This window comes from Pigmentiphaga humi, assembly GCF_900606115.1.
GTDB lineage: Bacteria > Pseudomonadota > Gammaproteobacteria > Burkholderiales > Burkholderiaceae_B > Pigmentiphaga > Pigmentiphaga humi.
Window position 1 is genome coordinate 237,191 of sequence record NZ_UWPJ01000008.1, and the last position, 25,399, is coordinate 262,589.

Here is a 25,399-nt window from a genome sequence, read left to right on the forward strand (position 1 = left end):
CTCTCGCTTCCCGGCGGTCATTGCGCCTTGATGCCGAGAGACTGGATGATGCCGCCGACCACTTCGTATTCGCGGGCGTTGGCGTCGGCCAGTTCAGAGGGGGCGCCGCCATGCGGGAAGGCGCCGTAGGTCGCGAGTTTTTCCACGACCTCGGCATCCTTCAGGATGGCATTGAGGTGGGTGTTGAGCAGCTTGACCACCTCGGCGGGCGTGCCCTTGGGCGCGAAGAAGCCATTCCAGGCGCCGACCACGATGTCCTTGTAACCGGCCTCGACCAGGGTGGGAACCTTGGGCGTCAGCGGCGAGCGCTTGGCGTCGCCGATGGCCAGCGGCACCAGGCGGCCGGCCGCGAAATATTGCGTCACCGGCCCCAGCGTGACCCAGGCCGTATCGACGTGGCCGGCGACCACGTCGGTCACCGACGGGCCGACGCCCCGGTACGGCACGTGCTGGATGGACACCTTGGCCTCGCGGTTGAGCCACTCGGCGATCACGTGCATGGGCGAGCCAGCGCCGGGGCTGGCGTAGGAGACCGTCTTGCCGGCACGCACCGCGTCGATCATGTCCTTGATGGACTTGAAGCCGGTCTTGGGATTGGCCACCAGGACCAGCGGCTGCGTGGCGGTCTCGATAACGGGCTCGAAGCCGTTGAGCACGTCGTAGCTCTGGGCCGGCGCGAGGCCCAGCACCATGGGAGCGGTGGTGAAAGGATTGGGCGTGAACAGCAGCGTATAGCCGTCCGGCGCCGCGCGGCCCACATAGGCGTTGCCCACCGTGCCGCCCGCGCCGCCCTTGTTCTCGACGATCACGGTGCTCTTGAGCCGTTCGCCGAGTTTGTCGGCGAACAGGCGGGCGATGGCGTCCGTCTCTCCGCCGGGCGGATAGGACACGATGACCATAATCGGCTTGGACGGGTAGGCGCCTGCGGCGTGGGCGGCGCCCACGCCGGCACAGCAGGCGAGCGCCGCGGCGGCGGCGAGGATCTGGCGGCGGTTGAATGTCATCAGTGGCTCCGGAAGGATGGCCGTTGGGCAGGGCTGTGAGGAAATGCGATCTTCTGCTTTTACTGTTGATGCATCAACAGTAAAATTGTACGGATTGACAAACAGAAGTCGAAACACGTCGTTTTTTCGAAATATTCCTATGTGGAATAATCCTCCAGACGCCGTCCGACCCTGGCCCTATGCGCCCGCCCGCCATGTCCACGAAGAAGAAAATCCCCTTGCCCGATCCCTCCGCAGACGATTGCCCATGGATCGGCCTCGACGAGAACGGCACCGGCCTGTCTGTGGACGACTTCATCACCACGCTGGTCGTGCGCGCCGCCAACTCGCTCAGGCGAGTGGTCACCCTGCCTTATTCGGACCAATTCGGGCTCACCATGGCCGAATGGCGCATGCTCTCGGTAGTCGCCGAGGCGCAATCGCTGCCATTCTCCGAACTGGTCAGGCGTTCCGAAACGGACAAGTCGCTGGTGAGCCGGGCGATGCGCCAACTGGAAGCGCGCGGCCTGGTGGTGCTCGACGCCGTGGATGCCGCCTCGCTCAAGCGCGGCCTGACCTGCCGGCTCTCCAGGCAGGGGCAGGCCCTCTACGACCGGGCCATGCCGGTCGCGCAGCGCGCCCAGGCCGACATGATCCGCGTCCTGGACGACGAGGAAAGGCGCGTGCTGTTCCGCACCCTGCACAAGCTGCGCCGCGCCTGCCGCGACGAAGAAGGATAGGGCCCGCGCTGCGTAGGCTTCCGGATGCGTGCAGGCCTTGACGAGCGGCAGGGGCAGCGCTCCCGTTCATTCCGAATACGGCTTCGTCAGCAATTCCACGGATCGATCACCTGGATGCCGCAGCCGGCGAAATCCTTCACATTGCGCGTTGCCAGACTAGCTCCGCGTGATTTGGCGATCGCGGCGATCATGGCATCGAACTGGCTGATCGGCCTCCCGGCCACTTTGCGCGACGCAGCGATCTCCGCATAAGCATCGGCGGCCTCGTCATCGAATCCAAGTACTTGCCCCGCCAAATCGAAAACGAGAATTGTCCGAATGGCTTCCAGCAACATCGTTTTGCGCTGGCCCTCCGGCAACAGACAAGCGCCATAGAACAATTCTCCGCGGGTGATCGTGGTAGTGAACAGCGCGGCTCGGGATTGCCCCGCCAGCCACGCCAAGGCAGCGGGCCAGGGGTACCCTAAAATGCGGCCAATCCCCCTCACGCAAGGAGCCCGGTTTTGCTGCGCATCGTTTCCCTCAACCTGAACGGCATCCGTTCGGCGGCCCGCAAGGGCTTCTACCCCTGGCTGGCAGCCTCGCAAGCCGACGTCGTCTGCCTGCAGGAACTCAAGGCCCAGGACACCGACATCACCGAGGAAATGCGCCGCCCGGCCGGCTACGAAGGCCATTTCTTCCCGGCGCAGAAAAAAGGCTACAGCGGTGTCGGCGCCTACGTGAAGCGCGCCTGCGAAGCCGTGGTCTGCGGTTTCGACAAGGAAGAATTCGATGCCGAAGGGCGCATCCTGCGCATCGACTGGCCCGGCCTGACCGTGGTCAGCGCCTACCTCCCTTCCGGCAGTAGCGGTGACGAACGCCAGCAGGCCAAGTACCGCTTCCTCGACCGCTTCGCGCCCTGGCTCGCCGGCATGATGGACGAACATCGCGCTACTGGCCGCGAGTTCGTCGTCTGCGGCGACTGGAACATCGCCCACAAAGAGATCGACCTGAAGAACTGGAAGGGCAACCGGAAGAACAGCGGCTTCCTGCCCGAGGAACGCGCCTGGCTCAGCAAGGTGTTCGACGAGATCGGCTGGGTGGATGTCTACCGCCGCCTGCATCCCGAGACCACCGAGGAGGCCTATACCTGGTGGAGCAACCGCGGCCAGGCCTGGGCCAAGAACGTCGGCTGGCGCATCGATTACCAGATCGCCACGCCGGGCATCGCGGCCACCGCGCATGGGGCAGCCGTCTACAAGGAAGAACGCTTCTCCGACCATGCGCCGCTGACGGTGGACTACGACTGGAAGCTGGCCTGAGGCGGTGCGGTTGCCTACGCGAAAGATCAGGCTGCCTGCGATATCGTCAGGGTTTCCATGCTTGGTTCGACAGGTCAGCAACAGGTCCGAACGTCTTAGCCTCCGGCCTCTCTGCTCCTAAAAAGGAAATCGCATACTAGCCTGTTGAAATCGTCCCTCTTTTCGATTTGGGTCCAATGGCCGCAGTGGGGATAGAGATGAAGCTGGGAATCGGGAATCAGTCCCGACAGCTTGATCGAATTCGAGACGGGGATCACCCTGTCTTCTCGGCCATGGATGATCAAGGTTTCGTGGGGGATTCTTGCGATATCCGCTTCGTCGCTTGCAAGCGCCTCCAGATGCCGCTGGCGTGGAGCGTGCCCGAATGCGTCGGCATAGGCTTCTTGCACCCCGGGTCGGATACTGGCCCGATAACGCAGCTCTGCCAGTTCGTCACTGACGAGACTTCGATCGTAGGCAAAAATATCCAGGATGGCGCGCATGTTCTCCAAGCTGGGGGTATAGCCCCAGACTGCGTCCAGACCGGGAGTGATCGGAAAGCTGGTCCCTACGCTGCCCATCAGCACCAATTTCCTCACCCGGCCGGGGTGCCGGATGGCGACAGCAAGCGCCAAGGCGCCGCCAAAGGAGTTGCCGACCAAGTCGGCCTGCTCGATGTCCAGCGCATCCAGCAGACCCACCAGATGTTCCACCCAGCTATCAAGGTCCAATCTTTTTCCAACTGGCCCGCGATCGGTATAGCCGAATCCGACGAGATCGGGCACGACCACTCTGCCGCGCTGTGCAAACGCCGGAATGCTGAGCCGCCAGTTAGCCCAGCCGGTCACTCCCGGCCCCGAGCCGTGAATCATCAGAACTGGAAATCCGCTTCCTTGATCGTGATAGTTGGTCTGTATACCGCCTACATCGATGCGCCGACCGATTTCCGGATTCTCTATGCTCACTGTTGCGTCTCCTTTGCTTCACGTTCTGCGATATTCGCCAGAAGCTCCGCGCCTCGGTTAGCTGCCGAAAGCCCTCTGAACAGATAGGTCAGATTCACCACGGCCTGCATTTCTTCCCAACTGGCTCCGGCGCGGCGAGCGGCAATGCCATGCAAGAGTGCCGCATCGCTCAGCTCGATAAGCAACATCCCGAACAGCATCAATTGAACTGTCTTGACATCGAAGCAGCTGGGGTACATCGCCCACTCGCGTATGGCCTCCTGCATGGCCAGCGTCTTTGGATCCAATGCACCTGTGACCTGCAGGCGAGCCTCGATGCGGGGAGGCAAGAACCCCACGAGATCGTCATATATTTTGGTTCGCTCATCGAACGACATACTGTCGTCCGCGTACTCTCCCATCGCCCCTTTCACCAGATCGACATTGACTCGTTGAGGCAGCATCACAAAGCTCCTTTTCGTTCGGGCCAATAAGCAAACCCAAGCCCTGTTTTCGTATGGTGAGCCGGAATGTATTCCACGATTTCGGCGTTCCAGGCGCATGCGCCGGCAGCTACGATCCACGCGCGTGTTTCACCCGTTCCGCCGCGCATCGAAGCCGAGTCCATGGTGAAAAGATGCTGGAGGCGCTCGCCACGGTTCGAGGCGATAGTGTCCAGGACCCATCTGTCGAGCGGTTCGTCGATCCACCCAGCCCGGGGGCCGACCGGATCGTGCGACAAGCCACCGGAGGCGTAGATGGCGATGCGCTCTGGTCGGTCGGCAAGTATTTGAGCCAGCGCCTGGCCTAGCTGCCAACAGCGTTTCGCGCTCGGCAAAGGCGGGAAATAGCAGTTCAGGAAAAGCGGGATGATCGGCACATCCAGCTTTGGAAGCAGGCGCCTGGCTGGGTAGACGATCATGTGGGAAGTCCCTCGTTCGGGGTGCGGTCCCATGGGGTTCATGACGGACGTATTGGCCATGTCGAACCCGGCGTCGAGCAAGCGTTCCAGCAGAAATTTCGAGAGATCGCTGTGGACTTTCATGCGGATTCGAGAGTCCGACGAGGGCTGATCGACATAAAACGGCGCCGATGACCCCCATACCTCCTCCCCGGTGAATAGACACATCGCGGGATTGCAGCGGGCATCGAACATGTCTTCCTGGTCGTCACCCACAAAAATGACGGCGTCCGGGCGATAGGCTTCCAGTTTTCCGCGAAGAACCTCGAACGCTGCGTCGATTCGACTCACGTAACCGCGAATGACATCCATCGTTTCCAACTGCGCGGTATGAGGCTGCGACGCTTTCATGTAATCGGGAATTGCTGCGTACACCTTCGGCCAAAGTTCTGGGGGGCAGAACATTCCTGGCGCGTGGGAAGACGCGAGTCCAAAACCAATCATCGGGATCTCCAGCTATTGATAGACGTGAAAGTGCAATCCGAGTCTTTCGGGCGGTCGCATCAGGGCTGTCCTGCTGCTTCGCTCATGAACGTTTCCACTGTCGAACCGGTCGTCCGGATATGGTCGAGCAGCAAATCACATGCTTTATCGGCGTCACGTGCGATGACTGCCTGGATGATCGATGCGTGTTCGTGGGCAACATTCCTCTGGGGCGGACGCTGCTTGAGAAACAGGCGGCGGTATCGATCGGACTGGTCATGCAGCATGCTGCAGAACTGAATCAGCATGGGCATCCCGCACCCCGAAAGAAGCGCGAGATGAAAGTCGCGATGAGTCTTTTCCCATTCATCGAGGAATGGGACGTAACCTTCTTTTTCCTCAATGCGGGTCAGGCGATGAAACGTCACGACCAGGTTCTCTTCCCACTTCTGGTCGCCATTACCAATCGCCAGCCTGAGCGCGAAAGGCTCGAGATGAGCGCGAAGCGCGGTGACTTCTTCCAAATTCTTGGGCGTGGCGTCAGCCACGCGAAAGCCCCGCTGGGCCTCGCTGACCACAAAGCCTTCCCCTGAGAGGCGAAGCAGCGCCTCGCGGATCGGGCTCATGCTGACGCCATAGCTGGCGCTCAACTCTTCCAATCGGATCTTGCTGTTGGGCACGAATGCCCCACTGAGAATGGCTTCGCGCAGTTGTTCGGTCAATGTGTTGGCGATGCTTGTCGACATAGCGTCCCTCCAGGCTTGTCGAAATATACCATGACAAACGACAAAGACTAATAATATCGAAATTTTATTGACAAAAATTTTTTTGGCCATAGAATTTGCAGGTAGCGGGGGTGGCCCGGCGGGTAGCCGTCCATCTCCAGCTTTGCCGCAACGCTCCTTGCGACTGCCCTTCAAACTCCGAGGCAACAGAAGAGCGCCATACCCAAATGAGGAAGACATGGTGGTAGAAGCCCCAGTGCGTTGGCCGCGAAAGGTCAACGAAATCCCCAAAGAAGTTTTTGTGCGAGAAGACCTCTTCGAACAGGAGATGGAAAAGATCTTCAAGGGGCCTGAATGGCATCCTGTTGCACACGAATCGGAACTCCCCAACCGTCGGGACTTCAAGACGGTGGTATTGGCGCGTATTCCTTTGCTGATCACACGCGACGATTCAGACCAGATCCAGGTCTTCTTCAATTCGTGCACGCATCGAGGCACGCAGCTCGAACCCTCGCGCAAGGGAAACAAGAAACTGTTCGAGTGCCCGTACCACCGCTGGGTATTCAATGGTTCGGGAGAACTTATCAGTTGCCCCAAGCGAGCAGAAGGCTACGCGCCCAGCTTTTCGATGAACCGCTACAGTCTTGGTCGGCCACGCGTTGCAAACTTCAAGGGACTGATCTTCGTGTCGTTCAGCGAAGCAGCGCCAGCGCTGGAGGACTATCTGGGAGAGATCTCTGACACGCTCGCCGCCATCATGGCAAACGATGGTCGGCTTCGATTACTCGGCTACCAGAAAATAGTTTTCGACTCGAACTGGAAAGGCTACAACGACAGCGACAGCTACCACGCGGCGCTGTTGCACGGCGCGTTTCGGGCCTTGAACTGGCAGGGCGGCAAAGGCACGCAGGTCGTCAGCAAACTGCGTGGCCACATAGGCGCCACATCGGAACTCAGCATTCCCAAAGACGGCGGAAGCAGCCTGCTGAAAGACCCCTCGTTGCTGGAGTTCCGGGACGAAGACCCCAAGGTCGGCTCGCGCGTCGTCAAGATGTTCCCCCTCTTCGTTGCCGTCAAGCACCTGGACGTCATCAATCTGCGATTCGCAACGCCCATCTCGGTCGACAAGACCGAAGTTCACTACGCCTATTTCGCCCATGTGGACGACGACGAGGCCATGGTCAGACATCGCATACGGCAAGCTTCCAATTTCACCGGCCCCTCGGGTTTCGTATCCATGGAAGATGCCTCAGTCTTCCAACGCATTCACATCGGCAACCAAACCCCCGGGGTCGCGGCATTCCAGCGGGGCGTTACGGACGAGGATGAAATTTCGTTTGACTATAAGCAGAACGACGAAGCCTCGAATTTAGTGAAGTGGGACTACTACCGCCGCATCATGGGCTTTGCTCGGGAGGGTGAGCAATGACGGCCGACATTCTCGGTGCGATAGACGAGCTCCAGCTACGCTACGCAGCCGCGTTGGATGAAAAAGACATGGCCGCCTGGCTGGCCACCTTTTCGCAAACCCCAACGGCAAGCTACATATGCACGAGCCTTGAAGCGGAAACATCGGGCCAGTTACTCGCAATGATGCTCGATGATTGCCATGCGCGACTAGAAGACCGGGTGACGTTCGTGACGAAGGTGTGGGCTGGGACCTTCCAGGATTACCAGACGCGCCACATAGTCCAGCGGGTCAAAGCGATGGCGGAAGGAAGCCTTATCAGCGTCCGCAGCAATTTCATCGCGTCGTATACCCCCGAGGAGACCGGCCAGAGCGGAATCCTGGCATCGGGCTACTACGATGACCTGGTCGAGGTCACGGGCAACACTGCCCGGTTTCTTTCCAAGAAGGCCGTGATGGATGCAAGCGTTCTTCCGCATTACCTGGTCTATCCGCTCTGAGCAGCCACCACCCCAAGCTGACGACAAGTAAAAATCGGAGACTTAAAGCAATGATCTCACGACGCACTTTTTCGCTTCTCGCGGCAGTTGGCGCGGCAAGCCTTGCGCTATCGGCCCAAGCTACCGAGGCCTGGCCGTCCAGGCCCGTATCCATCGTTGTCGCGTATCCGCCCGGCAGCACCATGGATATTCTCGCCCGCCTGGTGGCTCAAAATCTGCAAGAAGAACTGAAAGCGAGCTTCCTCGTAGAAAATCGTCCAGGCGCGTCCGGCCGAATTGGCGCCGAGTATGTGGCGCGGGCTGCCAAGGATGGCTACACGCTATTCATCAGCGGGAATTCGACCCATTCGGCCAATCCCAGCCTGTTCAAAAAGCTTGGCTACGACCCCGTCAAGGATTTCACCCCGATCATTCGCATCGCCACCATGCCCTATGCCCTGGCCGTTCGCGAAAAATCGAACATCAAGACGCTGGCGGAATTCGTCAAGCAGGCACAACAGTCCAAAGGCCGATTCGCCTACGCTTATGGATCGCCGTCGGCGCAAGTCGCGTCCGTAGCTTTCGCAGCAAGCGAGGGGTTCGACGCCTTGGGAGTACCGTACAAAGGGCAGCCTCCCGCCCTGACCGATCTGATCGGTGGCCAAGTCGATTTCATCATGGCGGATCTGCCGGTGCTGGTGCCGTATGTGCACGCGGGGACGCTGCGCGTTCTCACTGTCTTTTCCGACAAACGTTCGCCTCTCTTGCCCCAGGTCCCCACGATGCTCGAAGGCGGCGTGAAGGGCTATGACCTGGCAGCCTGGATCGGCGTATCCGGGCCAGCGGGGTTGCCCCCCGAGATCACATCGAAGCTGTCGGACGCCTTGAGCCGCATTCTTGTCAAACCCGAAGTCACCGCGCGGCTACAGACGCTCGGCATGCAACATTCGCCGAATACACCCAACCAATTTGCCAAGTATGTCGACGAACAATTGCTTAGTTGGGGTCAACGCGTACGCGAGGCCGGCATTCCAGCAGAATAGGGAAATTCGACATGCGTTTTGCAAACAAGGCAGCCATTATCACCGGCGGCGCACAAGGTATCGGGCGCGCCGTCGCCCTGCGGCTGGCGCGTGAAGGCGCGTTTGTCATCGTGGTAGACAGGGCGCGAGAAGGTTGCGAATCCGTCCAGGCCGAAATTGAGTCGTTTGGGCAGAAGGCCGGTGCAATCTGCACCGATCTTCAGACTGCCGATGGTGCGCGCGAAATGGTCTCTCGGGCACTTGAAATGACGGACAGGATCGACGTCTCTGTGCACAATGTCGGGGGCACGATCTGGATGAAGCCCTTCTGGGAATACGCCGACGACGAAATCGAACAGGAGGTGGCCCGCTCGTTATGGCCTACGATATGGTCGTGCCGAGCGGTCATTCCCCAGATGCTCAAGCAGAATTCCGGCGCTATCGTCAACGTCGGATCGTTCGCCTCGCGGGGAATCTACCGGGTGCCCTATTCCGCATCAAAAGGCGGTGTGCATGCTTTGACATCGTCCCTGGCTCTCGAACTCGCGCCCCACGGCATTCGCATCAACTGCGTAGCCCCGGGCGGCGTCGATGTTGGCCCACGGGCCACACCACGCAACCCGATGCCGCTGTCGGCACAAGAGCAGACCTGGAAAGCAGAGGTGACCGCTCAGACCCTGAGCAGCACTCCCTTGAAGAGGTACGGAACCCCAGACGAGCAAGCTTCGGCTATCTGCTACCTGGCCGCCGACGAGTCAAGCTATATCACCGGCCAGACAGTATTTGTCGCAGGCGGAGGCGTTGGATAACGGCCGTTCCGGCCGATTGCCGTAGCGATAGCGTCACTGCTTTTCTCGAGCGCCTTCGTCAAGATCTCTGCCGCGAGCACATGGAGACGTGTGCAAGTACCGCGATGGCCGTTCAAATCACCATGACGAAGAAGTAGGCGAAACTTCTCCATCGAACTTATCGCGTCGAATGCCGAGCCAGCCAGACTTCGGCCCTTGCAGCGATCTCTCCGGTTTCCCGCTCGCTGACAAACATGTGCCCGTGTCCCGGCAGGCCCCAATCCCGGCCGAGGAAGACAACCGGCACCCCCATCGCCTCGGCGGTTTCCTCGGCCCGGTCCGGAGGAACCGTCTTGTCATCTTCGGCAGTCACGAAAAAACCGGTACGTCCCGGTTCCAGATCGCGCGCCGAGCCGGGGCCGATCTTCAGCTCGCCGGTCAAACCGACTGCTGCATTACGTATCTTCGGTCCGTAGGGGACAAGCGACGTGGAGTACACCGCCGTCGGACGCGGTACCCACCGCCCCGAAGTGCTCTTCTCTAGATCAGCGCGACACCCAGCATGCCGCCAAGCGCGTCCATGAATTCGCCATAGTTCTCCGCTTGGAACTGATGCGCGGCACCCGCTATCACATGGGTAGCCAATCGCGGGTTCATCCGGAGGAACTCCTGGATATCCTCTGCCGAGACCACCCCGCTCCCGCCGGCCACGAGCAGCGTTACGTCCGCGCTCGTGCGCCGCAGATCGTCGAAAGGGTCGTGCTCGTAGAAATCACGATAGGCCGCTTCCACGGCCCGCGTATCGCAGGTCGCCACCCATTCTGCGCGCTGAAGCAACAACGGCTCCGGCCAGGGCGCGACACCGGGAGCTCTCAGATAGGCGACACCTTCGCCCCGTTTCGACGCTTCGACTAGGCGGATCGAGCGCTCCATCGGTATCGGATACGGCCGTCTTCCCGGCCCGCTCGCTGGCGGATCCAGCAGGAGCACCCGCCGTACCGCCAGGCTGGGACGCCGCGTCAGGCGCAAGGCTATGCGCGCGCCCATGGAGTGGCCCACGAGCGTGACGCCATCGAGCTTCATGGCCTCGATGAACGCGGCCAGATCGTCGGCGCGCGTATCCAGGCCATAGTCGAGGTGCGTTCCGCTCTCGGACAGCCCACGCCCGCGTACGTCGAGTACGTAGGTGTCGAAAAACCGTCCGAGGTTCTCGGCAACGTGTTGCCACAGCGCCGCCGGGGTCACCACTCCTGGAATCACGATCAGCGGCGCGCCCATCCCGCCGAAACGCAGGTAGTGCTGGCGGATGCCATTGGCTCGCACATGCGCGCCATACAGAAAACTTGACATATTGATCACCGACGAACGAGGTGCCCCGCAGGCCTCGCCCACCACGGCGGGGAGAACTGCAACAGCCTTCCTGCGTTCGATTCGGCCTGCTCCTTCTACAAGAGATCGGCGACGCCATCCCGCGGAATCGAGGTCTGCGTCATGTTCAGGACGTTCGTGAACAATGCGGTAAAGCCGGCAACCGCGACAAGCTCGAGGGCAGCTTCCCGCCCCAATCGATCGACCAGAACGCGGTAGGTTTCCTCGCTGGCACGCCCAGAGCGCGCAAGCTCTACACTGAACGCATAAACCGCCGCTTCATCGTCTCGCATACCCTGCGGCCGCTCGCGCCGCGCCAGCGCCTGGACCTTGCCCGTTTCCAGCCCCGACTCGCTGACTGTTCTGAGCGGCAGAAATGCTTCCACATCGCTGCCGCGATGCCTGCCCGCCGCCACAAGAACCGCCAGCACCCGCAAGCGCTCGGGAATTCGCAACCCGCAACGGACGAACTCACCCAGGCTATGAGTTCGATCGGCCATTTCCGGGGAATACAGCATCGCCTGATAAGGGCCGGCGAGTCCGCCAGGACTGCGTTGCTCGATGGCCTGGGCGACCTCGCGTTGGCGGGAGGTCATGTCCCGGGCTGTCAAATTCGGATAGCGCATGATGTTTCTCAATCGTTGGGAACAGAAAAGGCCGGCTCGAAACCCTCGAGAAACGCAGGGGCGGACGCTTTGGAGACGTTCAGCACCATTCCCAGCGTGGCGTAATACCCGCAGGTGACGATGAGATCGATCGCTTCGGCCTTGCCGAATGCTTCTTCGAATTGCTTGAAAAGCTCGTCCGAAACTCTGCCTTCGGCATACAAGGCGGTGCAAAACCGATAGACCAACGTTTCCTCGTCATCCATGCCTGCCGGTACGCGACGTTCAGCCACTGCGTCGATAACCTCTTGCGCAAGCCCGAACTCCCTGGCTTCCATCGCATGCACATGGAACTCGAGCTGCGCCGCCACGTGCCTGGCCGTGATGATGATGGCCAGTTCACGCAGCTTTGGCGAGAACGACGTATTGAAACGGCAGTACTCGCCCAGGTACTGGAGACGATCCAGGATCCCCGGCACATAGACCAGCGGAACGAACGGCCCGGAAACGCCTCCTTGCGAGGACACGGAGGGCTTGCGGCGCTCCGATACGGCGCGCATGACGCGCCGCTGCTCCCAGGACATGTCCTCCGGGGCGATAGGGGGATATCTCTTCATGACATTACCTGTTTTTATCTGTCGGCATCGGCACTCGATCGGTTCGCACGAAACCTAGTCGAGCTGGATGTTGGCTTCCTGGGCAATCTTCTTGTACACAGGCGCTTCGTTCTCGATGTGCTTGGCCAATTGCTCGGGCGTGCCGCCATAGACCTTGAAACCGGCGCGCAGCAGCCGTTCCCGGACGGACTGGTCTTCGAGCGCCTGGTTGAAGGCTTCATTGAGCCGCTTGACCGCATACGCAGGAGATCCCGACCTCAGCACGATTCCATACCAGGATCCGCCCCAAACCCCTTTGTATCCCTGCTCGATCAAGGTTGGAATGTTAGGTAGCTGCGGAATACGCTCGTCGTCCGTCACGCCCAGGATGACCACGCCCTGCTTCTGCCCAATTAGGTGCTCGACCGTCGACAAAGGCGTGAAAACGAAGTCGACTTCGCCCACGAGGATGTCCTTGGTTGCCTGCGCGACGTCTTTGTACGGGATAGGCATGAACTCGACCCCGGCTGCCGATCCGAGCATGAGCCCGGCGAAATGAGACGGCGATCCGACACTCATCCCGTACTTGATTCTTCCGGGGTTTTTCCTCGCCAGCTCCTTGAGCTCCGAAACATTGCTCACACCCAAGGAGGTGCGCGCGGCCAGCACATAGCGGCTGGATGCGACCAGCACGACCGGGGCGAAATCCTTCATGCTGTAGGACAGATTCTTGCGCGTCGCGGGATTCAGCGAAACGGTGGACGCCGATACCAGGAACAACGTATATCCGTCCGGATCCGATCGCGCGGTGCGCGCTGCCGCGATCATGGTGTTCGCCCCCGGCACGTTGTCGACCACGACCTGCTGGCCGAGGATCTCACTCACTTTTTCCGCGATGGGGCGAGCCAGCACGTCGGTCGGGCCGCCGGGGCTGCTGGTCACGATCAACTTCAAGGCTCGATTCGGATAGTTCTGCGCACCAGCACTGGCGGGGGCCAGCAAGCAGCCTAGCACCAAAAGCCCCCCCATAAGCCTGCTCGCCAGGCGCGTCCGCGTCGCGCCTTCCGCCACATATTCTTCGAACATCGCATGCTCCATTCAAATTCTCCCGCCACCCAGCAACGATCAACTGTCAAAACCAACAGCGCGTGTGCGCTAAAGAAGACTCCTGCCTTTCATCGCTGCACTGTTCTACGCCGAACGCCATCTCGCTCAGGATGGATCGCCTCCTTTCAGCCGCCGAAGCATTCCTCGAAAGCCGGAGACTTGGGCCTTTGTCGATCGATCGTCATTGGACGAATCCACCCCCTCTTCCGAAGCCCCTGCATCTTGAAGCGCTTTGACAAATGCGTCGAAGAACCGGTCGGCCATCACGCGGGCAGCCGAGTCGACGAGACGCGCGCCGATCTGAGCGAGCTTGCCGCCGACGGTCGCTTCGCTGCGGTACTGCAGCAAGGTGTTGTTCGTATCGATCTCCGCCAGATCGACGTGCGCCCCGCCACGCGCGAAGCCCGCCGCGCCCCCCGCTCCCTCGAACGCCAACGAGTAACCCTTCGGGGCCACCGCATCGGAAATTTGCATCGTGCCCTTGAACCTGGCCTTGATCGGGCCGATCGCGGCCTGCATCACGACCTCGTATTTCCTTTCGCCGACTTCATTGATACTCTCGCATCCCGGCACGCATGCCTTGAGCACGTCGACATCGTTCAACGCGGCCCAGACCACTTCACGCGGCACGGGCAGCTGCCTCTCCCCAACCATCTGCACTTCGCTTCTCCCTGTATTGCCGCCTTGTTCCGAACGGAATCCGGCGGTGTTCCTTCAGTCGGCCGCATCGAGCCCGGCGATCAAATCTCGCGTAGCCAGGACGTCGGCGTATTTGCTTGCCATGTCGAACAGGTTCATCGCATGCGATACCTGGATCCGGTCGAAGACAGCGTCATGCGGGACGGCGACCCGATAGTTCAAAAAGGAGGCGTCGACCACGGTCGCACGCACGCAACCGCTGGTCGAGCATCCGGTCACGACCAGCGAGTCGACCCCCAGATGCACGAGGTAGCCAGCCAGCGGCGTACCGGCAAACGCGCTCGCGTGGACCTTGGAGAGCAGCAGCTCTCCTGGTTCGGGGGCAACTTCCTGAACGATTTCGTAACCCCGCGCATCGACCTCGAGCAGCGCTGGCATTTTCGAGGCCAGCCCCCCCACGTCGTGCCCAGTCTTCCTGGCGACGTGCGGATAGATCACGGGAAACGACCTGGCGCGGAACGCCCGGACCAGTTCGGCGATGTGAGGAATGGCCGCCCAGGCGTGCGTGCCGCACGCTGTGCGATATTCCTTCATTGCTTCCAGGATGGGCACGTCGGCCGAGCCGCTGGTGCGATACTGGACATCGATGACAAGCAGCGCGGGACGTTTTCCCAGCCCCGTCGTCCGGCCGAACCCGGCGGCCTCGTAGATCTCAAGATCCGCTTCCGAGAGCAGTCCGCTCCAAGGCCGGCTCATGATTTGCTCCCGTGCATGGCCTGGTCGGCCGGCGCCCGCAGCCCGGGCAGGACTACACGCCCTTCATCCAGGATCTGGGTGTCATCGAGCCACAGGCTGCAGCCGCGCATCGGCAAATCCATATGGCAGGGCGTATCGTTGTCGCCCCCGAACTCGGAATTCGGTCCCGTGGAGAACAGCACGTTTCCATAGAAGGAAAGTGCATTCATGATGTACTCCTTGCTAAGATCCTTCGATGCCGCGAACTGATCCCACCTGGCGCGCTCATTCAGGCCGAAACCTATGTGCGCAATGGCGAACCCCCTTGGATCATCGAAGCTTTCGATATAGCCGCGGATCAGCTCGGCGCCGCTCCCCTCTCCGCTGATGCGCGTGATGTAGCCGTTCTCGATAGTGAAAGTCACCGGCGATTCGACGTACCGCTTGAACGCGCAGATGATGTCTCCCGGAGCCAGCACCACCTTGCCGTTGACTTGGCCATCGTTTCCCTGGGTGAAGACGAAACCCGACGGGAAGTGGTCCCACCTGCCCGGCTCGTCGGTATAGCCGTACTCGGCGATCACGGTGTGTTGCGAAAGCCCATAGCTGACGTCCGTCCCGTGCTTCGACGTAATACGCATGCGCTTCGACCTCAACATGAGATCGCGCGCCAGTTCGCACCGCCGGCGTAGATCGGTCGTCGGCGCCATCTGCTTGAGGATGTGCAGGGGCTCCGCGATGCGGAGAATCCGCGTCCCCGCCGCCTGGATGTCGAGTTGCTCGGCGGAGAACAGGAGTCCCATCAGATCGACGACCATATCGGCCTGCTTGCAGGTATCGATGGCCAATTCGTGCCCCACCAAGGGGTGGCGCCCCATCACCGCCGTGGCCACCGCATGCGCGCGCGGCACGCTCAGGTGCATCGCCTTTGCCCCAAGCCGGGTGACCGCCAGCATGAGCGCATTGACATGGCCGACCAATTCGCCGGGCGCATTCAGTATCACCACTGTTTCGCCCGGCTTGACCTTGCACAAGCGCATCTGCTCTTCGAATATGGCCAGAGCCTCGGCATCCACGCTCAAATCCGACACCATTCACCTCCTGAAATCGTTGTGCCTGCCGCAGTCTTGGGACACGAAGACGCCTGAGCAGCAAGAATCAATGCATGTGACGGGAAGATGCTTCCCGAATGAGGGCGGATACCTTGTCGGGCGACAGCGGCAGATCCCGGATGCATACACCCAAGGACCGCAGTGCGTCTTCGACAGCGTTCGCAACGGCCCCCGCCACGGCGGCGATACCCCCCTCGCCAGCCCCTTTCACACCCAGCGGATTGTTCAATGCGGGCGACTGTTCCAGGCTGATGGCTTCCACACACGGAAAATCGGTGGCGGTCGGCAGGAGGTAATCGGCGAAACTTCCTGTCAGAAGTTGCCCGTTCTCGTCATAAACCAGATGATCCAGCAAGGTACCGCCCAAGCCCTGGACCGCCGCCCCGATTGTCTGCCCATGCACCACCGACGGGTTGAGCACTCGGCCGACATCTTCTACCGTCAGGAATCGAAGCACCTCGACAACGGCGGTCTCGGGATCCACCGCCACGTGAGCGAGCTGAACGCCGAACGTGTAAGTCAGCTCATTACTGGAATAGATCGAATCCGCCTCGAGCGCCAGTTGCATCTCCGGATCCGAGACCGCGGAAACGCCGAGGTCCAGCAGCGACGCAAGGATCTGCTTGCCACCTTCGTTCGCCTCGACAAGCGCACCCGCCTTCCACCTGAGAGACTCCGGATCGAGACCCTGCCGGCGAGAAATCAGACCGGCCACCTGATCGCGCAGCGTGCGGCTCGCAAGGACGATGGCGCTTCCCCCCATGACCGCCGACCGGCTGTGATAGGTTCCCCAACCCTTCTTTACGTAGGTGGTGGATCCGTGGAAGACGTCGATGGCATCCATCGGCACGCCAAGTTCGTCTGCCAGAATCTGGGCGTAAACCGTCTCGTGCCCTTGCCCCATGGACGACGTTCCCGTGTACAAATGCACTCGGCCATTCCCGGTCACGACCAGCCGGGCCGACTCGCTCGGGCCGCCGCCACTGGATTCGACAAAGCAGCCGATGCCCACGCCATGGAGCCGACCATCGACCTTCTTGCCGCGCACCGGCATCAGCGAGTCATATGCAAACTCGTCGAGAGACTGCTGCATGACGCGGGGATAGTCGCCGGTGTCATAGTGGGCAACAGGACCACCGGGAACCATGGCCCCGGCATTCCACGGCATCTGGTCTGGCCGGATGAGATTGCGCATTCTGAACGCCGCCGGATCGATACCCAGATCGCTGGCGGCCAGATCCACAATGCGCTCGCGGAAATAGCTGGACTCATAGCGCCCCGGCCCCCGGTACGACCCGAACGGGGTCTTGTTCGTCACCAAGGTCCGAAGCTCGAACTCGGCGTTCTCGATTTGATAGGGACCGCACATGAACTGCAGGCCCTTGCCTGGCGCAACGCCTCCATTGGGCCGGGCATATGCGCCAAGATCCACCATTACGTCACCGCGCAACGCAAGAATGAAGCCGTCCTTGTCGACCGCGATCTCCAGGCTGCATTGCATCTCCCGGGAATGATTGGTCGCGACCAGATGTTCGGCGCGATCTTCGATCCACTTCACCGGACGGCCGCACCATCTCGCGGCGAACGGGACCAGGAAGTCTTCCGGGTAAAACTCCCCCCGGACGCCGAACCCGCCGCCGACATCGACTTCGATCATTTCGACGTCGGTTTCCGGCATGTCGAGCATTCCGGCGAGAACCTCGCGATTTCTGAAGGTCAGCTTGGTGGCCCCCCAGACCCGCATCCGGCCGGACTGCTCTTCCCACTCCGCGACCAGCCCCCGGGTTTCCATCGGCGCCGCCGTGTGACGATGCACGTAGAAGGTCTCCCTGCGCGTGTAGGCCGCGCGAGCGAACGCAGCCTCGACGTCACCCTTCCGTACAACGTCCTGGCTGGCCACGTTCGTTCCGACGCCCGGATGGACCAAGCGCTCTCCCTTCAGAGCCGTGGCTGCGTCCACGACCGGATCCTGATACTCGTAGTCGACCTCCACGAGACCGGCCGCATCCTCGGCCAGGTATCTCGACTCTGCGAGCACGATCGCAATTGGCTCGCCGACATAGACCGTGCGGTCCAGAGCAAGCGGTTGCTGCAAGAATCTCTCTTGACCCCGCAACCGCGTGAATTCCGACATGGGAATCGGCTTCAACCGGCCCCTGAGTTCTTCAGGACCGAGAACTGCGAAAACACCGATAGGACTCCGAGCAGCCGTGCGGCTGCCATGGAAGGACGAGAAGTGTTGGGATTGCCGCCGCGGATGGGTTTGGACTACGACTGGAAGCTGGCCGGATGCGGCAGCGAGCGCCAGCCAGGGGTAGCGCCGGGCGGAGTTGTTCGAGGACGGCGGTACCGGGCTGGGGCTGTTCGAGGATGCGGCACCAGCGCCCCGATCCCGCCGCCGGTTCTCGTCGAGCTACCGGCGCCTTGCGCCGATGTTCTCTGTGAAGAAGTCGATAAAGGCCCGCACCCTGCCGGGGACCGAGGGGCGGCCGGCGAACACGGCCTGGATGATTTCGCTTTCGGATGATCGGTAGTCGTCGAGAACGGAAACCAGCGCACCGGACGCGAGCTGGTCCGCGACATGGAACCGGCCGACCTGAGCGATGCCGAACCCCGCGATCGCCAGCTGCACGAGAGCCTCGCCGTTATCCACGACGATCGAGCCGTGCGGGGAAATCTCCAGCGGCGCATGGCCGTCGAGAAACAACCACGGCGCATTCCTGTCGGACGTGCGTAGCCGCAGGCACGAATGCGCTTCCAGCTCGCTCGGATGCTTCGGCGCGCCCGGCCGCTTGAGATAGGCCGGCGCGGCAACCAGGATGCGCCTGGCGCCGCTGTAACAGGACTGTCCCTCCCGAGTCAGCCGGAACACGCGCCCTTCGCGCACGATCAGCCTTGCGCCTACGCGCTCTTCGAAGCGCTTGAGCATCCGGGATGCCGTCGAAGGGACGAGTCCGAGCGCGCGTGCTCCGGCCGAGACGCCGCCTGCTTCAACAATGGAGACGAATACGAGCAGCTCACCGCTCCGGCCGCCAAGATCGTTCATCGTTGCCTCCTGTGCAACATACCTTGCCGAAAAGGGGGCTGATTCCCCGCCAGATAGCCGCTATCGTTGCACGAAATGCAAGGAGTTTGAAATGAACGTCTTTATTACTGGCGCGAGCGGTTTCATCGGCGGGGCAGTAGCCCAGAAATTCGTCACTGCGGGGCATCGGGTGCGCGGGCTCATCCGCAATGCCGACAAGGCCGATGCGCTACGCGCCTTCGGCATCGAGCCAGTGGTGGGAACATTGGCGGATCTGGCGTTGCTGACGACAGAAGCGCGCCGCGCGGATGCCGTGGTCAACGCGGCGAGCAGCGATAATCGGCCCGCCGTCGATGCGTTGATCGCCGCACTGGCCGGCAGCGGCAAGACCTTTATCCATACCAGCGGTTCGAGCATCGTCGCGGACGAGGCGCGGGGCGACCCTTCCGATGCGGTCTACGACGAAGACACGCTACCCGCGCCGGAGCCGGACAAGGCAGCCCGGGTCGCACTGGATCGCGCCGTCCTCGATGCTCCGGGCGTGCGTTCGATCGTGCTCTGCAATTCCCTCATCTATGGCGACGCGCTGGGGCCCGACGCCCGCAGCGTCCAGCTTCCCCGACTGATCGACCTGGCCCGGGAAAGCGGAACGGCGCGCTACATCGGGCGCGGATCGAACCGCTGGTCAACGGTTCACATCGCCGATGTCGCCGAACTCTATCTTTTGGCGCTGCAGAAGGCGCCGGAAAAACTGTTCGCCTTCGTCGAAAGCGGCGAGGCCAGTTTCGGGGATATGGCGCAGGCGATCGCGGATGCTCTCAAGTTGGGCGAGGCCAAGAGCTTGTCCAGCGAGGAGGCCGAGGCGAGATGGGGACGCGAAATGGCCGTCTTCGCACTCGGGTCCAATAGCCGGGTCAGAAGCAAGCGGACGCGGGAACTGGGTTGGTCGCCGCGCCATGGATCCGTGTTGGACTGGATACGCACGTCGCTTGTCTGATCCGCTGGGCGCCGCGCCGCTGGCGGGCGGCGCGGGACTCTACCCTCCCGCCACCACGCCGGCCACCGTGGCCGCCGCGCCCAGCGCGAACGCCACGAGCAGCCACCAGGCCGGCACCCGGGCGGTGGCTTCCGGCGGCGCAGTCCCGGTCAACGGCGACGCGGGCGGACCAGCAACCGGAGCGGACGGGACGACAACCGGCGCCGTCCGCGTCTGGCTCGCCACCGGCGGAGCTTCAGGCGGCGCAGATGGTGCCGACGCCTCAGATGGTGCCGACGCCTCAGATGGTGCCGGCGCCTTGGACAGCGCGGGCGGAGCCGGCTTTTCCGCTTCCGGCGCGAACTGCTTGCGGAAGGCCTTGAAGAAATCGTCGGATATTTTCTTGGCCACGCTGTCGATCAGGCGCGCCCCCACCTGCGCCAGCTTGCCGCCCACCTGCGCCTGCGCCGCGTAGCTCAGCTCGGTGCCGCCGTCGGCATCCTTCAGTTCGACCGAGGCCGAACCCTTGCCGAAGCCCAGGGCACCGCCCTGGCCTTCGAACACCATCACGCAAGACGCCGGCGGCACCGCTTCGGTCAGGCGCAGCGATCCGTTGAAACGCGGGCGCAAAGGCCCTACCGCCGCCGTGATGATGATCTTGAACGCGTCGGGGCCGTCCTGTTCGACCGACTCGCAGCCGGGCAGGCAGCGCTTGAGCGTATCGGGGTCGTTCAACGCCTTCCAGACGTCCGCGCGCGGCGCGGCGATGAGCTGAGTGCCAGTGATTTCCATGACGGCCCCGAACTCAGTGCTTGCGCTTCATGGCCGCGGCGGTATTGACCATGGAGTGCAGGGCGCGCGCGTAGTCGATCGCGCCCAGTTCGTCCATGCGCGGCGCGACGTGCAGATACTCCTTCAGGCCGAGGATGGCGGGACGCGGCCGGCTCAGCAGCAGTTCGCAGAAACGCTCCAGCTCGGCATCCAGCTTGTCCGCCGGCACCACGTGACTGACCAGTCCGTAGGCCATGGCGCGCTCGGCGTCGATGAAATCGGTCGAGTAGGCCATCCACAGGATGGCATTGCGGTTGACGCGGTCGTACAAGGCCGACATGACCATGGTGGGCATGACGTTGTGCGCGATCTCGGGAATGTTGAAGGTCGCGGCGTCGCTGGCGAACGAGACGTCGCACAGCGCGGCGATGGCCGTGCCGAAGCCCATGGCCCGCCCTTCGATGGCGGCGATGACCGGCACCTGGGCATTGCGGATGGCCTTGTAGCTGTTGAAGATGGCGTCGTACTCGGGCCGCCGGGCATAGGCCTCGGGGTTGGGCGCGGGCGAGCCGGGATCGCGCGCCCGGCCGGTGCAGAAGTCGGGCCCGGTGCTGCGCAGCACGACGCAGTCCGAGGTCTTGTGCGCGTTCAGGATCGCGTCGGAGAACGCCTCCGCCATCGCATCGGTCACGCCGTTGTCCTGCGGACGGTTGAAGGTGATGCGCAGGACGCGCCCGTCTTGTTCGATAGACAGCTGTTCACTCATGAATTGCCTCCTGGGGAAAATTAGACCGGCTCCACTTCCTGCGTCCGGCTGAAAGACTGCGTGCGCGCCTCCTGCCTGGCCTTGCGCAGCGCGCTCCAGATCGCCTGCGGCGTCATCGGCAGTTCGTCGATGCTCGCGCCGGCCGGGGCGAGCGCATCGTTGATCGCGCTCGCGATCGCGGCCGGGCTGCCGAGATAGCCCGCCTCGCCCGATCCTTTCTGGCCGAACTCGGTCAGCGGAGACGGCGTGCAGTGGTCGACGATGGTTACCGATGGGACTTCCAGCGCGCTGGGCAGCAGGTAGTCCATGAAGGTGCCGGCCAGCAGCTGCCCTTCTTCCGAGAACGCGAACTTCTCCATCATCGAGGCGCCCAGCCCGTGCGCGATGCCGCCGTAGGTCATGCCGTGCACCACGTCGGGACTGATCATCACGCCGCAGTCGTGGCCGCACACGTAGCGGTGGAAAGCCGTCTTGCCCGTCTCGGGGTCGATGCTGACCAGCACCACGTGGGACTCGAAGGAATGGCAGGGGTACATCTGCACCCTGCCGTCTTCGGTAGGCAGCTTGCCGCCGGTCGGCACCTCCCAGACGAATTTTTCCTGCAGGCCGGGCTCCATGCCCTCGGGCAGCTTGTGGTACATGCGATGCGCGATCTCGACCAGGCTGTCCCAGGACATGCTGCGCCCGGGTTCGGCCGCGACCGCGACGTTCCCGCCCTCGTAGGCCAGTTGGTCTTCGGCCACGCCGAGGTTGTGGGCCGCGATGCGCAACAGCTTGGCGCGCAGCTTCTTGGCCGCGCCCGCGGCCGCGCCGCCCAGCATGATGGCCATGCGGCTGCCGACCGGGCTGTTCGACGGCAGGGCGTTGAGCGAATCGGCGTGCAGCACGCGGATGCCGTCCGGTTCGCGGTGCAGGATCTCGCCCACCACGGTCGACACCAGGGTCTCGTGCGCCTGGCCCGAGGTCGACGTGCCCATCAGCGCGGTGATCGATCCCGACAAGTCGATGCGCACCAGGCAGGAATCCATCCACGTCGTCGTGGGATTCTTGGCGTTGAACAAAGGCTCGAACGCCGAGTTGCCGCCCGAAGGCTCCAGGCAGGTCGATATACCGATGCCCGCCAGCAGCCCGCGCCGCCGCAGTTCCTCGCGCTGGCGCAGCAGATCGTCGAAGGGCGCGGCATCCATCGCCTTGCCGAGCACGGCGGCGTAGTCGCCGGAATCGTAGTGGGTGCCGCTGGGTATGAGATACGGGAACTCGTCCTTGCCGATCAGGTTGCGCAGGCGCAGTTCGACCCGGTCCATCTTCAGGAAGCGCGCCACCTTGTCGATGCCCGTCTCGATGGCGTAGTTGGTGGGCGCCTGGCCGAAGCCGCGCACGGCTTCCTGGGGCGTCTTGTTGGTCATGACCGACACCGCGTCGTACTGCACGCTCGCGATGCGGTAAGGACCGACGATGGCGCCGACCGGCTTGCCCAGCTGCAGGGGCGAACGGCCCGAGTAGGCGCCGATGTCGTCCACCGCGCGCATGCGCATCGACTTGATGATGCCCTCGGCATCGAAGGCCAGCGTGACGTCGAAGATGCGGTCCGGCCCCTGCATGTCGCCGCCGCGCATGTTCTCGAGGCGGTCTTCGATGAAGCGCACCGGGCGGCCGAGCTTCCTGGCCAGGTAGCCCACCAGCACGGTGTGCTTGATACCGCGCTTGACGCCGTAGCTGCCGCCCACGTCCACGTCGTAGTGCACGCGCACCGCGTTGCCGGGCAGCCTCAGCGCCTTGGCGAGCTGGTCGGGATACTTGGGCATCTGGATCGAGGCCCAGACGTCGAGGATGCCGGTGGCGTCGTTCCACCAGCAGCTGACTGCGAAGGTCTCGATCGGCACGGTCGAGCTGCGCGCCCAGCGCACGCGGTACGAGAGTTTGTGCGGCGCCTGCGCGAAATGGTCGTCGACCTCGCCCCAATCGAAGACGCGCCGGAAGATCACGTTCGAGCCGTGGCGGGGATGCACCTGCGGCGCGCTGTCCTCCATGGCGGCGAGCGGGTCCACCACGTGGGGCATGGGCTCGTAATCGACCGCTACCGCTTCGGCCGCATCCTCGGCCAGCGCGCGCGACTCGGCCACCACGGCGGCCACCCATTCGCCGGAATAGCGCGCCACGCCGTCGGCCAGCGCATAGCGCTTGACCTCGGGAGCGTCCACGCCCGGTAGCATCGCATCGGTATTGGCGCACAGCTCCTCGCCGGTCAACACCGCATGCACGCCCGGCATCGCCAGGGCCTCCGATGCGTCGATGGCGCGGATCCTGGCATGCGCATGGGGGCTGGCGACGATGGCCACGTGCAGCACGTCGGGCAGTTGGATGTCGGCCGCGTAGCGGCCCCGGCCCGACACGAAGCGGCGATGCTCGACCGCGCGCCGGTGCTTGCCGATATAGCGGAACTTGCCTGCTTCAGCCATGGGAGGTCTCCTGCGCCGTCGCGTGCAGGACGGCATCGACGATCTGCTGGTAGCCGGTGCAGCGGCACAGGTTGCCGCTGATGGCCACGCGTATCTGCTTCTCGTCGGGGTGGGGATGGCGCTCGACCAGCGCATGGCAGGCGACCAGCATGCCGGGGGTACAGTAGCCGCACTGCATCGCATGCTTCTCGCAGAAAGCGTCCTGGATGGCGGACAATTGGCCGCGCTCCGGAGCCAGCCCTTCGACCGTGGTAACCGACAGCCCGTCGGCCTGTACGGCGAACATGCAGCAGGACCGCACCGGCAGGCCGTCGAGCAGCACGGAACACGCGCCGCACACGCCGTGCTCGCACCCGATGTGGGTGCCGGTCAGCTTCAGCGTGTCGCGCAGGAAATCCACCAGTGTCGTGCGCGGCTCGACGCGCGCCTGCCGCACCACGCCGTTGACGGTAATGGCGACGTTCATGGGTTCGGGATTGGCCATGGATCAGTTCCTCGATATCGATGATTGCGCGGCATCCGCGGCCTGGCGCAGTACGCGCGCCGCCAGCACGCGCGCGAGGTCGCGCCGGTATTCGGCGCTGGCGTGCAGGTCGCTGCCGGGATCGCAGTCCGCCGCGGCCTCGGAGGCCACGTCGCGCAGCAGCGCATCGTCCAGCCGCTGGCCTTCCAGCCGGCGCGCCAGTTCGGGGAAACTGCGCGGCACGCCGTCCACGCCTCCCAGGCCGAATGCGGCGCGGCGACAGACGCCGGCCGCATCGACGGTCAATTGCGCGGCGGCGGACGCCATCGCGAAGTCGCCATGGCGGATCGCGATTTCGTCGAAGGCACAGCCGGTGCCGCGGGCGCCCCAGACCGGCCACTCGATCGCAGCCAGGCATTCGGTGTCGCGCGTTTCGGTGAACATGGGCCCGAGGAAGAAATCGGCCGCCTCGACGCTGCGGCGTCCCTCGTCGCGGCTGCACAGGTGCAGCCGCGCCTGCAGCACCAGCGCCGCCAGCGGCAATTCCGCCGAGGGATCGGCATGCACCAGGCTGCCCCCCACCGTGCCGCGATTGCGCGTCTGGTCATGGCCGACCCAGCGCAAGGCCTTGGCCACCAGCGGCAGTTTCTCGTGCAGGGCGAGGTCGTATTCCAGGGTGCGCTGGCGCACGGCCGCGCCGGTCTCGACCCGGTCGTCCATGACGGACAGCGACTGCAGCGCGGAGACGCGGTGGATGTCCACCAGCAGGGCGGGACGCGCCAGGCGCATGGCCATCATCGGCACCAGGCTTTGCCCGCCGGCCAGCAGCTTGGCGTCGTAGCCGTGCTGGTGGAGCAATTCCAGCGCGTGGTCCAGGCCCTCGGCACGCACATAATCGAATGGAGCGGCTTTCACGATAGTATGCAGAATGTGGCCGAGCGAGAGAAAAGCTGGCGCCCGGCGAGGTTGGCGCAAGCGCGCCGCGCCTGCGTTGCGGAAGCTCTTCCGCATGGGCTTGCAGTGT

The 25,399-nt window shown here is 62.9% G+C and carries 28 protein-coding genes; 7 read left to right on the top strand and 21 right to left on the bottom strand.

The window, feature by feature from the left end:
* Window positions 1-17 precede the first annotated feature (17 nt).
* The gene (locus PIGHUM_RS04780) at window positions 18-1,004 is read right to left on the bottom strand and encodes a Bug family tripartite tricarboxylate transporter substrate binding protein (RefSeq protein ID WP_124078169.1); all 987 of its coding nucleotides are present in this window, start codon (window positions 1,002-1,004) and stop codon (window positions 18-20) included.
* Between the two features lie 218 nt (window positions 1,005-1,222).
* Here PIGHUM_RS04780 and PIGHUM_RS04785 point away from each other — a divergent pair, with 218 nt between their 5' ends.
* Complete coding sequence (locus tag PIGHUM_RS04785) at window positions 1,223-1,723, top strand: MarR family winged helix-turn-helix transcriptional regulator (RefSeq protein ID WP_246012900.1); 501 nt, start codon at window positions 1,223-1,225, stop codon at window positions 1,721-1,723.
* Between the two features lie 86 nt (window positions 1,724-1,809).
* Here PIGHUM_RS04785 and PIGHUM_RS04790 read toward each other — a convergent pair whose 3' ends face one another.
* A complete protein-coding gene (locus PIGHUM_RS04790) occupies window positions 1,810-2,166 on the bottom strand; it encodes a type II toxin-antitoxin system VapC family toxin (protein WP_246012901.1) in 357 nt (118 codons plus the stop codon).
* A gap of 60 nt (window positions 2,167-2,226) precedes the next feature.
* On the opposite strand from PIGHUM_RS04790, the gene PIGHUM_RS04795 reads away from it, so the two are divergent.
* Window positions 2,227-3,024, top strand: coding sequence for an exodeoxyribonuclease III (locus tag PIGHUM_RS04795; protein ID WP_124078175.1), 798 nt, complete (start codon window positions 2,227-2,229; stop codon window positions 3,022-3,024).
* A 95-nt stretch (window positions 3,025-3,119) separates the two neighbouring features.
* Here the strand turns inward: PIGHUM_RS04795 and PIGHUM_RS04800 are convergent, their stop codons facing one another.
* The 4 genes from PIGHUM_RS04800 to PIGHUM_RS04815 all read right to left on the bottom strand — a co-directional run bounded on the left by PIGHUM_RS04800 (window position 3,120) and on the right by PIGHUM_RS04815 (window position 6,077).
* On the bottom strand, window positions 3,120-3,968 hold the full coding sequence (locus PIGHUM_RS04800) for an alpha/beta fold hydrolase (RefSeq protein ID WP_124078177.1): 849 nt from the start codon (window positions 3,966-3,968) through the stop codon (window positions 3,120-3,122).
* On the bottom strand, window positions 3,965-4,411 hold the full coding sequence (locus PIGHUM_RS04805) for a carboxymuconolactone decarboxylase family protein (RefSeq protein WP_124078179.1): 447 nt from the start codon (window positions 4,409-4,411) through the stop codon (window positions 3,965-3,967). Before PIGHUM_RS04805 ends, PIGHUM_RS04800 begins: the two co-directional genes overlap by 4 nt.
* On the bottom strand, window positions 4,411-5,259 hold the full coding sequence (locus tag PIGHUM_RS04810) for a DODA-type extradiol aromatic ring-opening family dioxygenase (RefSeq protein WP_160142165.1): 849 nt from the start codon (window positions 5,257-5,259) through the stop codon (window positions 4,411-4,413). Before PIGHUM_RS04810 ends, PIGHUM_RS04805 begins: the two co-directional genes overlap by 1 nt.
* 152 nt (window positions 5,260-5,411) lie before the next feature.
* Window positions 5,412-6,077, bottom strand: a complete 666-nt coding sequence (locus tag PIGHUM_RS04815; protein WP_160142166.1) for a GntR family transcriptional regulator — start codon at window positions 6,075-6,077, stop codon at window positions 5,412-5,414.
* 217 nt (window positions 6,078-6,294) lie between these two features.
* On the opposite strand from PIGHUM_RS04815, the gene PIGHUM_RS04820 reads away from it, so the two are divergent.
* Genes PIGHUM_RS04820 through PIGHUM_RS04835 form a run of 4 tightly spaced genes read left to right on the top strand, consistent with a single transcriptional unit; the run spans window position 6,295 to window position 9,774 of the window.
* Window positions 6,295-7,485, top strand: a complete 1,191-nt coding sequence (locus tag PIGHUM_RS04820) for an aromatic ring-hydroxylating oxygenase subunit alpha (RefSeq protein ID WP_222929218.1) — start codon at window positions 6,295-6,297, stop codon at window positions 7,483-7,485.
* Entirely contained in the window at window positions 7,482-7,964 is a 483-nt protein-coding gene (locus tag PIGHUM_RS04825; RefSeq protein ID WP_124078185.1) for an aromatic-ring-hydroxylating dioxygenase subunit beta, read from the top strand. The genes PIGHUM_RS04820 and PIGHUM_RS04825 overlap by 4 nt, the downstream gene beginning before the upstream one ends.
* A 50-nt stretch (window positions 7,965-8,014) precedes the next feature.
* On the top strand, window positions 8,015-8,986 hold the full coding sequence (locus PIGHUM_RS04830) for a Bug family tripartite tricarboxylate transporter substrate binding protein (RefSeq protein WP_124078187.1): 972 nt from the start codon (window positions 8,015-8,017) through the stop codon (window positions 8,984-8,986).
* An 11-nt stretch (window positions 8,987-8,997) separates the two neighbouring features.
* Complete coding sequence (locus PIGHUM_RS04835; protein ID WP_124078189.1) at window positions 8,998-9,774, top strand: 1,6-dihydroxycyclohexa-2,4-diene-1-carboxylate dehydrogenase; 777 nt, start codon at window positions 8,998-9,000, stop codon at window positions 9,772-9,774.
* Window positions 9,775-9,931: 157 nt separating this feature from the next.
* Here the strand turns inward: PIGHUM_RS04835 and PIGHUM_RS04840 are convergent, their stop codons facing one another.
* The 10 genes from PIGHUM_RS04840 to PIGHUM_RS04885 all read right to left on the bottom strand — a co-directional run bounded on the left by PIGHUM_RS04840 (window position 9,932) and on the right by PIGHUM_RS04885 (window position 18,961).
* The gene (locus PIGHUM_RS04840; RefSeq protein ID WP_124078191.1) at window positions 9,932-10,195 is read right to left on the bottom strand and encodes an alpha/beta hydrolase; all 264 of its coding nucleotides are present in this window, start codon (window positions 10,193-10,195) and stop codon (window positions 9,932-9,934) included.
* Window positions 10,196-10,293: 98 nt separating this feature from the next.
* Window positions 10,294-11,103, bottom strand: coding sequence for an alpha/beta fold hydrolase (locus PIGHUM_RS04845; protein ID WP_124078193.1), 810 nt, complete (start codon window positions 11,101-11,103; stop codon window positions 10,294-10,296).
* A gap of 95 nt (window positions 11,104-11,198) precedes the next feature.
* Window positions 11,199-11,747: a carboxymuconolactone decarboxylase family protein gene (locus PIGHUM_RS04850; RefSeq protein WP_124078196.1), complete on the bottom strand. Its 549-nt coding sequence runs from the start codon at window positions 11,745-11,747 to the stop codon at window positions 11,199-11,201.
* Between the two features lie 8 nt (window positions 11,748-11,755).
* Window positions 11,756-12,310 (bottom strand): carboxymuconolactone decarboxylase family protein, encoded by a 555-nt coding sequence (locus tag PIGHUM_RS04855; RefSeq protein ID WP_160142167.1) that lies wholly within the window; start codon window positions 12,308-12,310, stop codon window positions 11,756-11,758.
* 87 nt (window positions 12,311-12,397) lie between these two features.
* On the bottom strand, window positions 12,398-13,420 hold the full coding sequence (locus PIGHUM_RS04860) for a Bug family tripartite tricarboxylate transporter substrate binding protein (protein ID WP_124078200.1): 1,023 nt from the start codon (window positions 13,418-13,420) through the stop codon (window positions 12,398-12,400).
* 114 nt (window positions 13,421-13,534) lie between these two features.
* Complete coding sequence (locus PIGHUM_RS04865; RefSeq protein ID WP_281279050.1) at window positions 13,535-14,083, bottom strand: SRPBCC family protein; 549 nt, start codon at window positions 14,081-14,083, stop codon at window positions 13,535-13,537.
* Between the two features lie 60 nt (window positions 14,084-14,143).
* Window positions 14,144-14,824 carry an isochorismatase family protein gene (locus PIGHUM_RS04870; protein WP_124078204.1) on the bottom strand — a complete coding sequence of 227 codons (681 nt, stop codon included), beginning with the start codon at window positions 14,822-14,824 and terminating at the stop codon, window positions 14,144-14,146.
* Window positions 14,821-15,897, bottom strand: coding sequence for a 2,5-dihydroxypyridine 5,6-dioxygenase NicX family protein (locus PIGHUM_RS04875; RefSeq protein ID WP_124078207.1), 1,077 nt, complete (start codon window positions 15,895-15,897; stop codon window positions 14,821-14,823). Before PIGHUM_RS04875 ends, PIGHUM_RS04870 begins: the two co-directional genes overlap by 4 nt.
* A 64-nt stretch (window positions 15,898-15,961) precedes the next feature.
* Window positions 15,962-18,223, bottom strand: coding sequence for a xanthine dehydrogenase family protein molybdopterin-binding subunit (locus PIGHUM_RS04880; RefSeq protein WP_281279051.1), 2,262 nt, complete (start codon window positions 18,221-18,223; stop codon window positions 15,962-15,964).
* Between the two features lie 105 nt (window positions 18,224-18,328).
* Window positions 18,329-18,961 (bottom strand): LysR family transcriptional regulator, encoded by a 633-nt coding sequence (locus PIGHUM_RS04885; protein ID WP_124078210.1) that lies wholly within the window; start codon window positions 18,959-18,961, stop codon window positions 18,329-18,331.
* Window positions 18,962-19,052: 91 nt separating this feature from the next.
* Here PIGHUM_RS04885 and PIGHUM_RS04890 point away from each other — a divergent pair, with 91 nt between their 5' ends.
* Window positions 19,053-19,937 (top strand): NAD-dependent epimerase/dehydratase family protein, encoded by an 885-nt coding sequence (locus PIGHUM_RS04890; RefSeq protein WP_124078212.1) that lies wholly within the window; start codon window positions 19,053-19,055, stop codon window positions 19,935-19,937.
* Window positions 19,938-19,976: 39 nt separating this feature from the next.
* Here PIGHUM_RS04890 and PIGHUM_RS04895 read toward each other — a convergent pair whose 3' ends face one another.
* From PIGHUM_RS04895 to PIGHUM_RS04915, 5 genes are read right to left on the bottom strand one after another with little or no spacing between them, the layout of a single operon-like run.
* On the bottom strand, window positions 19,977-20,708 hold the full coding sequence (locus PIGHUM_RS04895) for an SRPBCC family protein (RefSeq protein ID WP_124078213.1): 732 nt from the start codon (window positions 20,706-20,708) through the stop codon (window positions 19,977-19,979).
* Window positions 20,709-20,721: 13 nt separating this feature from the next.
* Window positions 20,722-21,453: an enoyl-CoA hydratase/isomerase family protein gene (locus tag PIGHUM_RS04900; protein WP_124078215.1), complete on the bottom strand. Its 732-nt coding sequence runs from the start codon at window positions 21,451-21,453 to the stop codon at window positions 20,722-20,724.
* Window positions 21,454-21,473: 20 nt separating this feature from the next.
* Entirely contained in the window at window positions 21,474-23,912 is a 2,439-nt protein-coding gene (locus PIGHUM_RS04905; RefSeq protein ID WP_222929219.1) for a xanthine dehydrogenase family protein molybdopterin-binding subunit, read from the bottom strand.
* Window positions 23,905-24,396 (bottom strand): (2Fe-2S)-binding protein, encoded by a 492-nt coding sequence (locus PIGHUM_RS04910; RefSeq protein WP_124078219.1) that lies wholly within the window; start codon window positions 24,394-24,396, stop codon window positions 23,905-23,907. The genes PIGHUM_RS04905 and PIGHUM_RS04910 overlap by 8 nt, the downstream gene beginning before the upstream one ends.
* Window positions 24,397-24,399: 3 nt before the next feature.
* Entirely contained in the window at window positions 24,400-25,290 is an 891-nt protein-coding gene (locus tag PIGHUM_RS04915; RefSeq protein WP_124078221.1) for an FAD binding domain-containing protein, read from the bottom strand.
* Between the last annotated feature and the right edge of the window lie 109 nt (window positions 25,291-25,399).

Coding starts and splice junctions, on each gene's coding strand:
- PIGHUM_RS04805 (WP_124078179.1), bottom strand. CDS start 4,411: ATGCTGCCTCAACGAGTCAATGTCGATCTGGTGAAAGGGGCGATGGGA.
- PIGHUM_RS04870 (WP_124078204.1), bottom strand. CDS start 14,824: ATGAGCCGGCCTTGGAGCGGACTGCTCTCGGAAGCGGATCTTGAGATC.
- PIGHUM_RS04895 (WP_124078213.1), bottom strand. CDS start 20,708: ATGGAAATCACTGGCACTCAGCTCATCGCCGCGCCGCGCGCGGACGTC.
- PIGHUM_RS04890 (WP_124078212.1), top strand. CDS start 19,053: ATGAACGTCTTTATTACTGGCGCGAGCGGTTTCATCGGCGGGGCAGTA.
- PIGHUM_RS04815 (WP_160142166.1), bottom strand. CDS start 6,077: ATGTCGACAAGCATCGCCAACACATTGACCGAACAACTGCGCGAAGCC.
- PIGHUM_RS04830 (WP_124078187.1), top strand. CDS start 8,015: ATGATCTCACGACGCACTTTTTCGCTTCTCGCGGCAGTTGGCGCGGCA.
- PIGHUM_RS04865 (WP_281279050.1), bottom strand. CDS start 14,083: ATGGTTGGGGAGAGGCAGCTGCCCGTGCCGCGTGAAGTGGTCTGGGCC.
- PIGHUM_RS04855 (WP_160142167.1), bottom strand. CDS start 12,310: ATGTCCTGGGAGCAGCGGCGCGTCATGCGCGCCGTATCGGAGCGCCGC.
- PIGHUM_RS04820 (WP_222929218.1), top strand. CDS start 6,295: ATGGTGGTAGAAGCCCCAGTGCGTTGGCCGCGAAAGGTCAACGAAATC.
- PIGHUM_RS04885 (WP_124078210.1), bottom strand. CDS start 18,961: ATGAACGATCTTGGCGGCCGGAGCGGTGAGCTGCTCGTATTCGTCTCC.
- PIGHUM_RS04860 (WP_124078200.1), bottom strand. CDS start 13,420: ATGGAGCATGCGATGTTCGAAGAATATGTGGCGGAAGGCGCGACGCGG.
- PIGHUM_RS04875 (WP_124078207.1), bottom strand. CDS start 15,897: ATGGTGTCGGATTTGAGCGTGGATGCCGAGGCTCTGGCCATATTCGAA.
- PIGHUM_RS04905 (WP_222929219.1), bottom strand. CDS start 23,912: ATGGCTGAAGCAGGCAAGTTCCGCTATATCGGCAAGCACCGGCGCGCG.
- PIGHUM_RS04850 (WP_124078196.1), bottom strand. CDS start 11,747: ATGCGCTATCCGAATTTGACAGCCCGGGACATGACCTCCCGCCAACGC.
- PIGHUM_RS04845 (WP_124078193.1), bottom strand. CDS start 11,103: ATGTCAAGTTTTCTGTATGGCGCGCATGTGCGAGCCAATGGCATCCGC.
- PIGHUM_RS04810 (WP_160142165.1), bottom strand. CDS start 5,259: ATGAAAGCGTCGCAGCCTCATACCGCGCAGTTGGAAACGATGGATGTC.
- PIGHUM_RS04780 (WP_124078169.1), bottom strand. CDS start 1,004: ATGACATTCAACCGCCGCCAGATCCTCGCCGCCGCCGCGGCGCTCGCC.
- PIGHUM_RS04900 (WP_124078215.1), bottom strand. CDS start 21,453: ATGAGTGAACAGCTGTCTATCGAACAAGACGGGCGCGTCCTGCGCATC.
- PIGHUM_RS04825 (WP_124078185.1), top strand. CDS start 7,482: ATGACGGCCGACATTCTCGGTGCGATAGACGAGCTCCAGCTACGCTAC.
- PIGHUM_RS04835 (WP_124078189.1), top strand. CDS start 8,998: ATGCGTTTTGCAAACAAGGCAGCCATTATCACCGGCGGCGCACAAGGT.
- PIGHUM_RS04910 (WP_124078219.1), bottom strand. CDS start 24,396: ATGGCCAATCCCGAACCCATGAACGTCGCCATTACCGTCAACGGCGTG.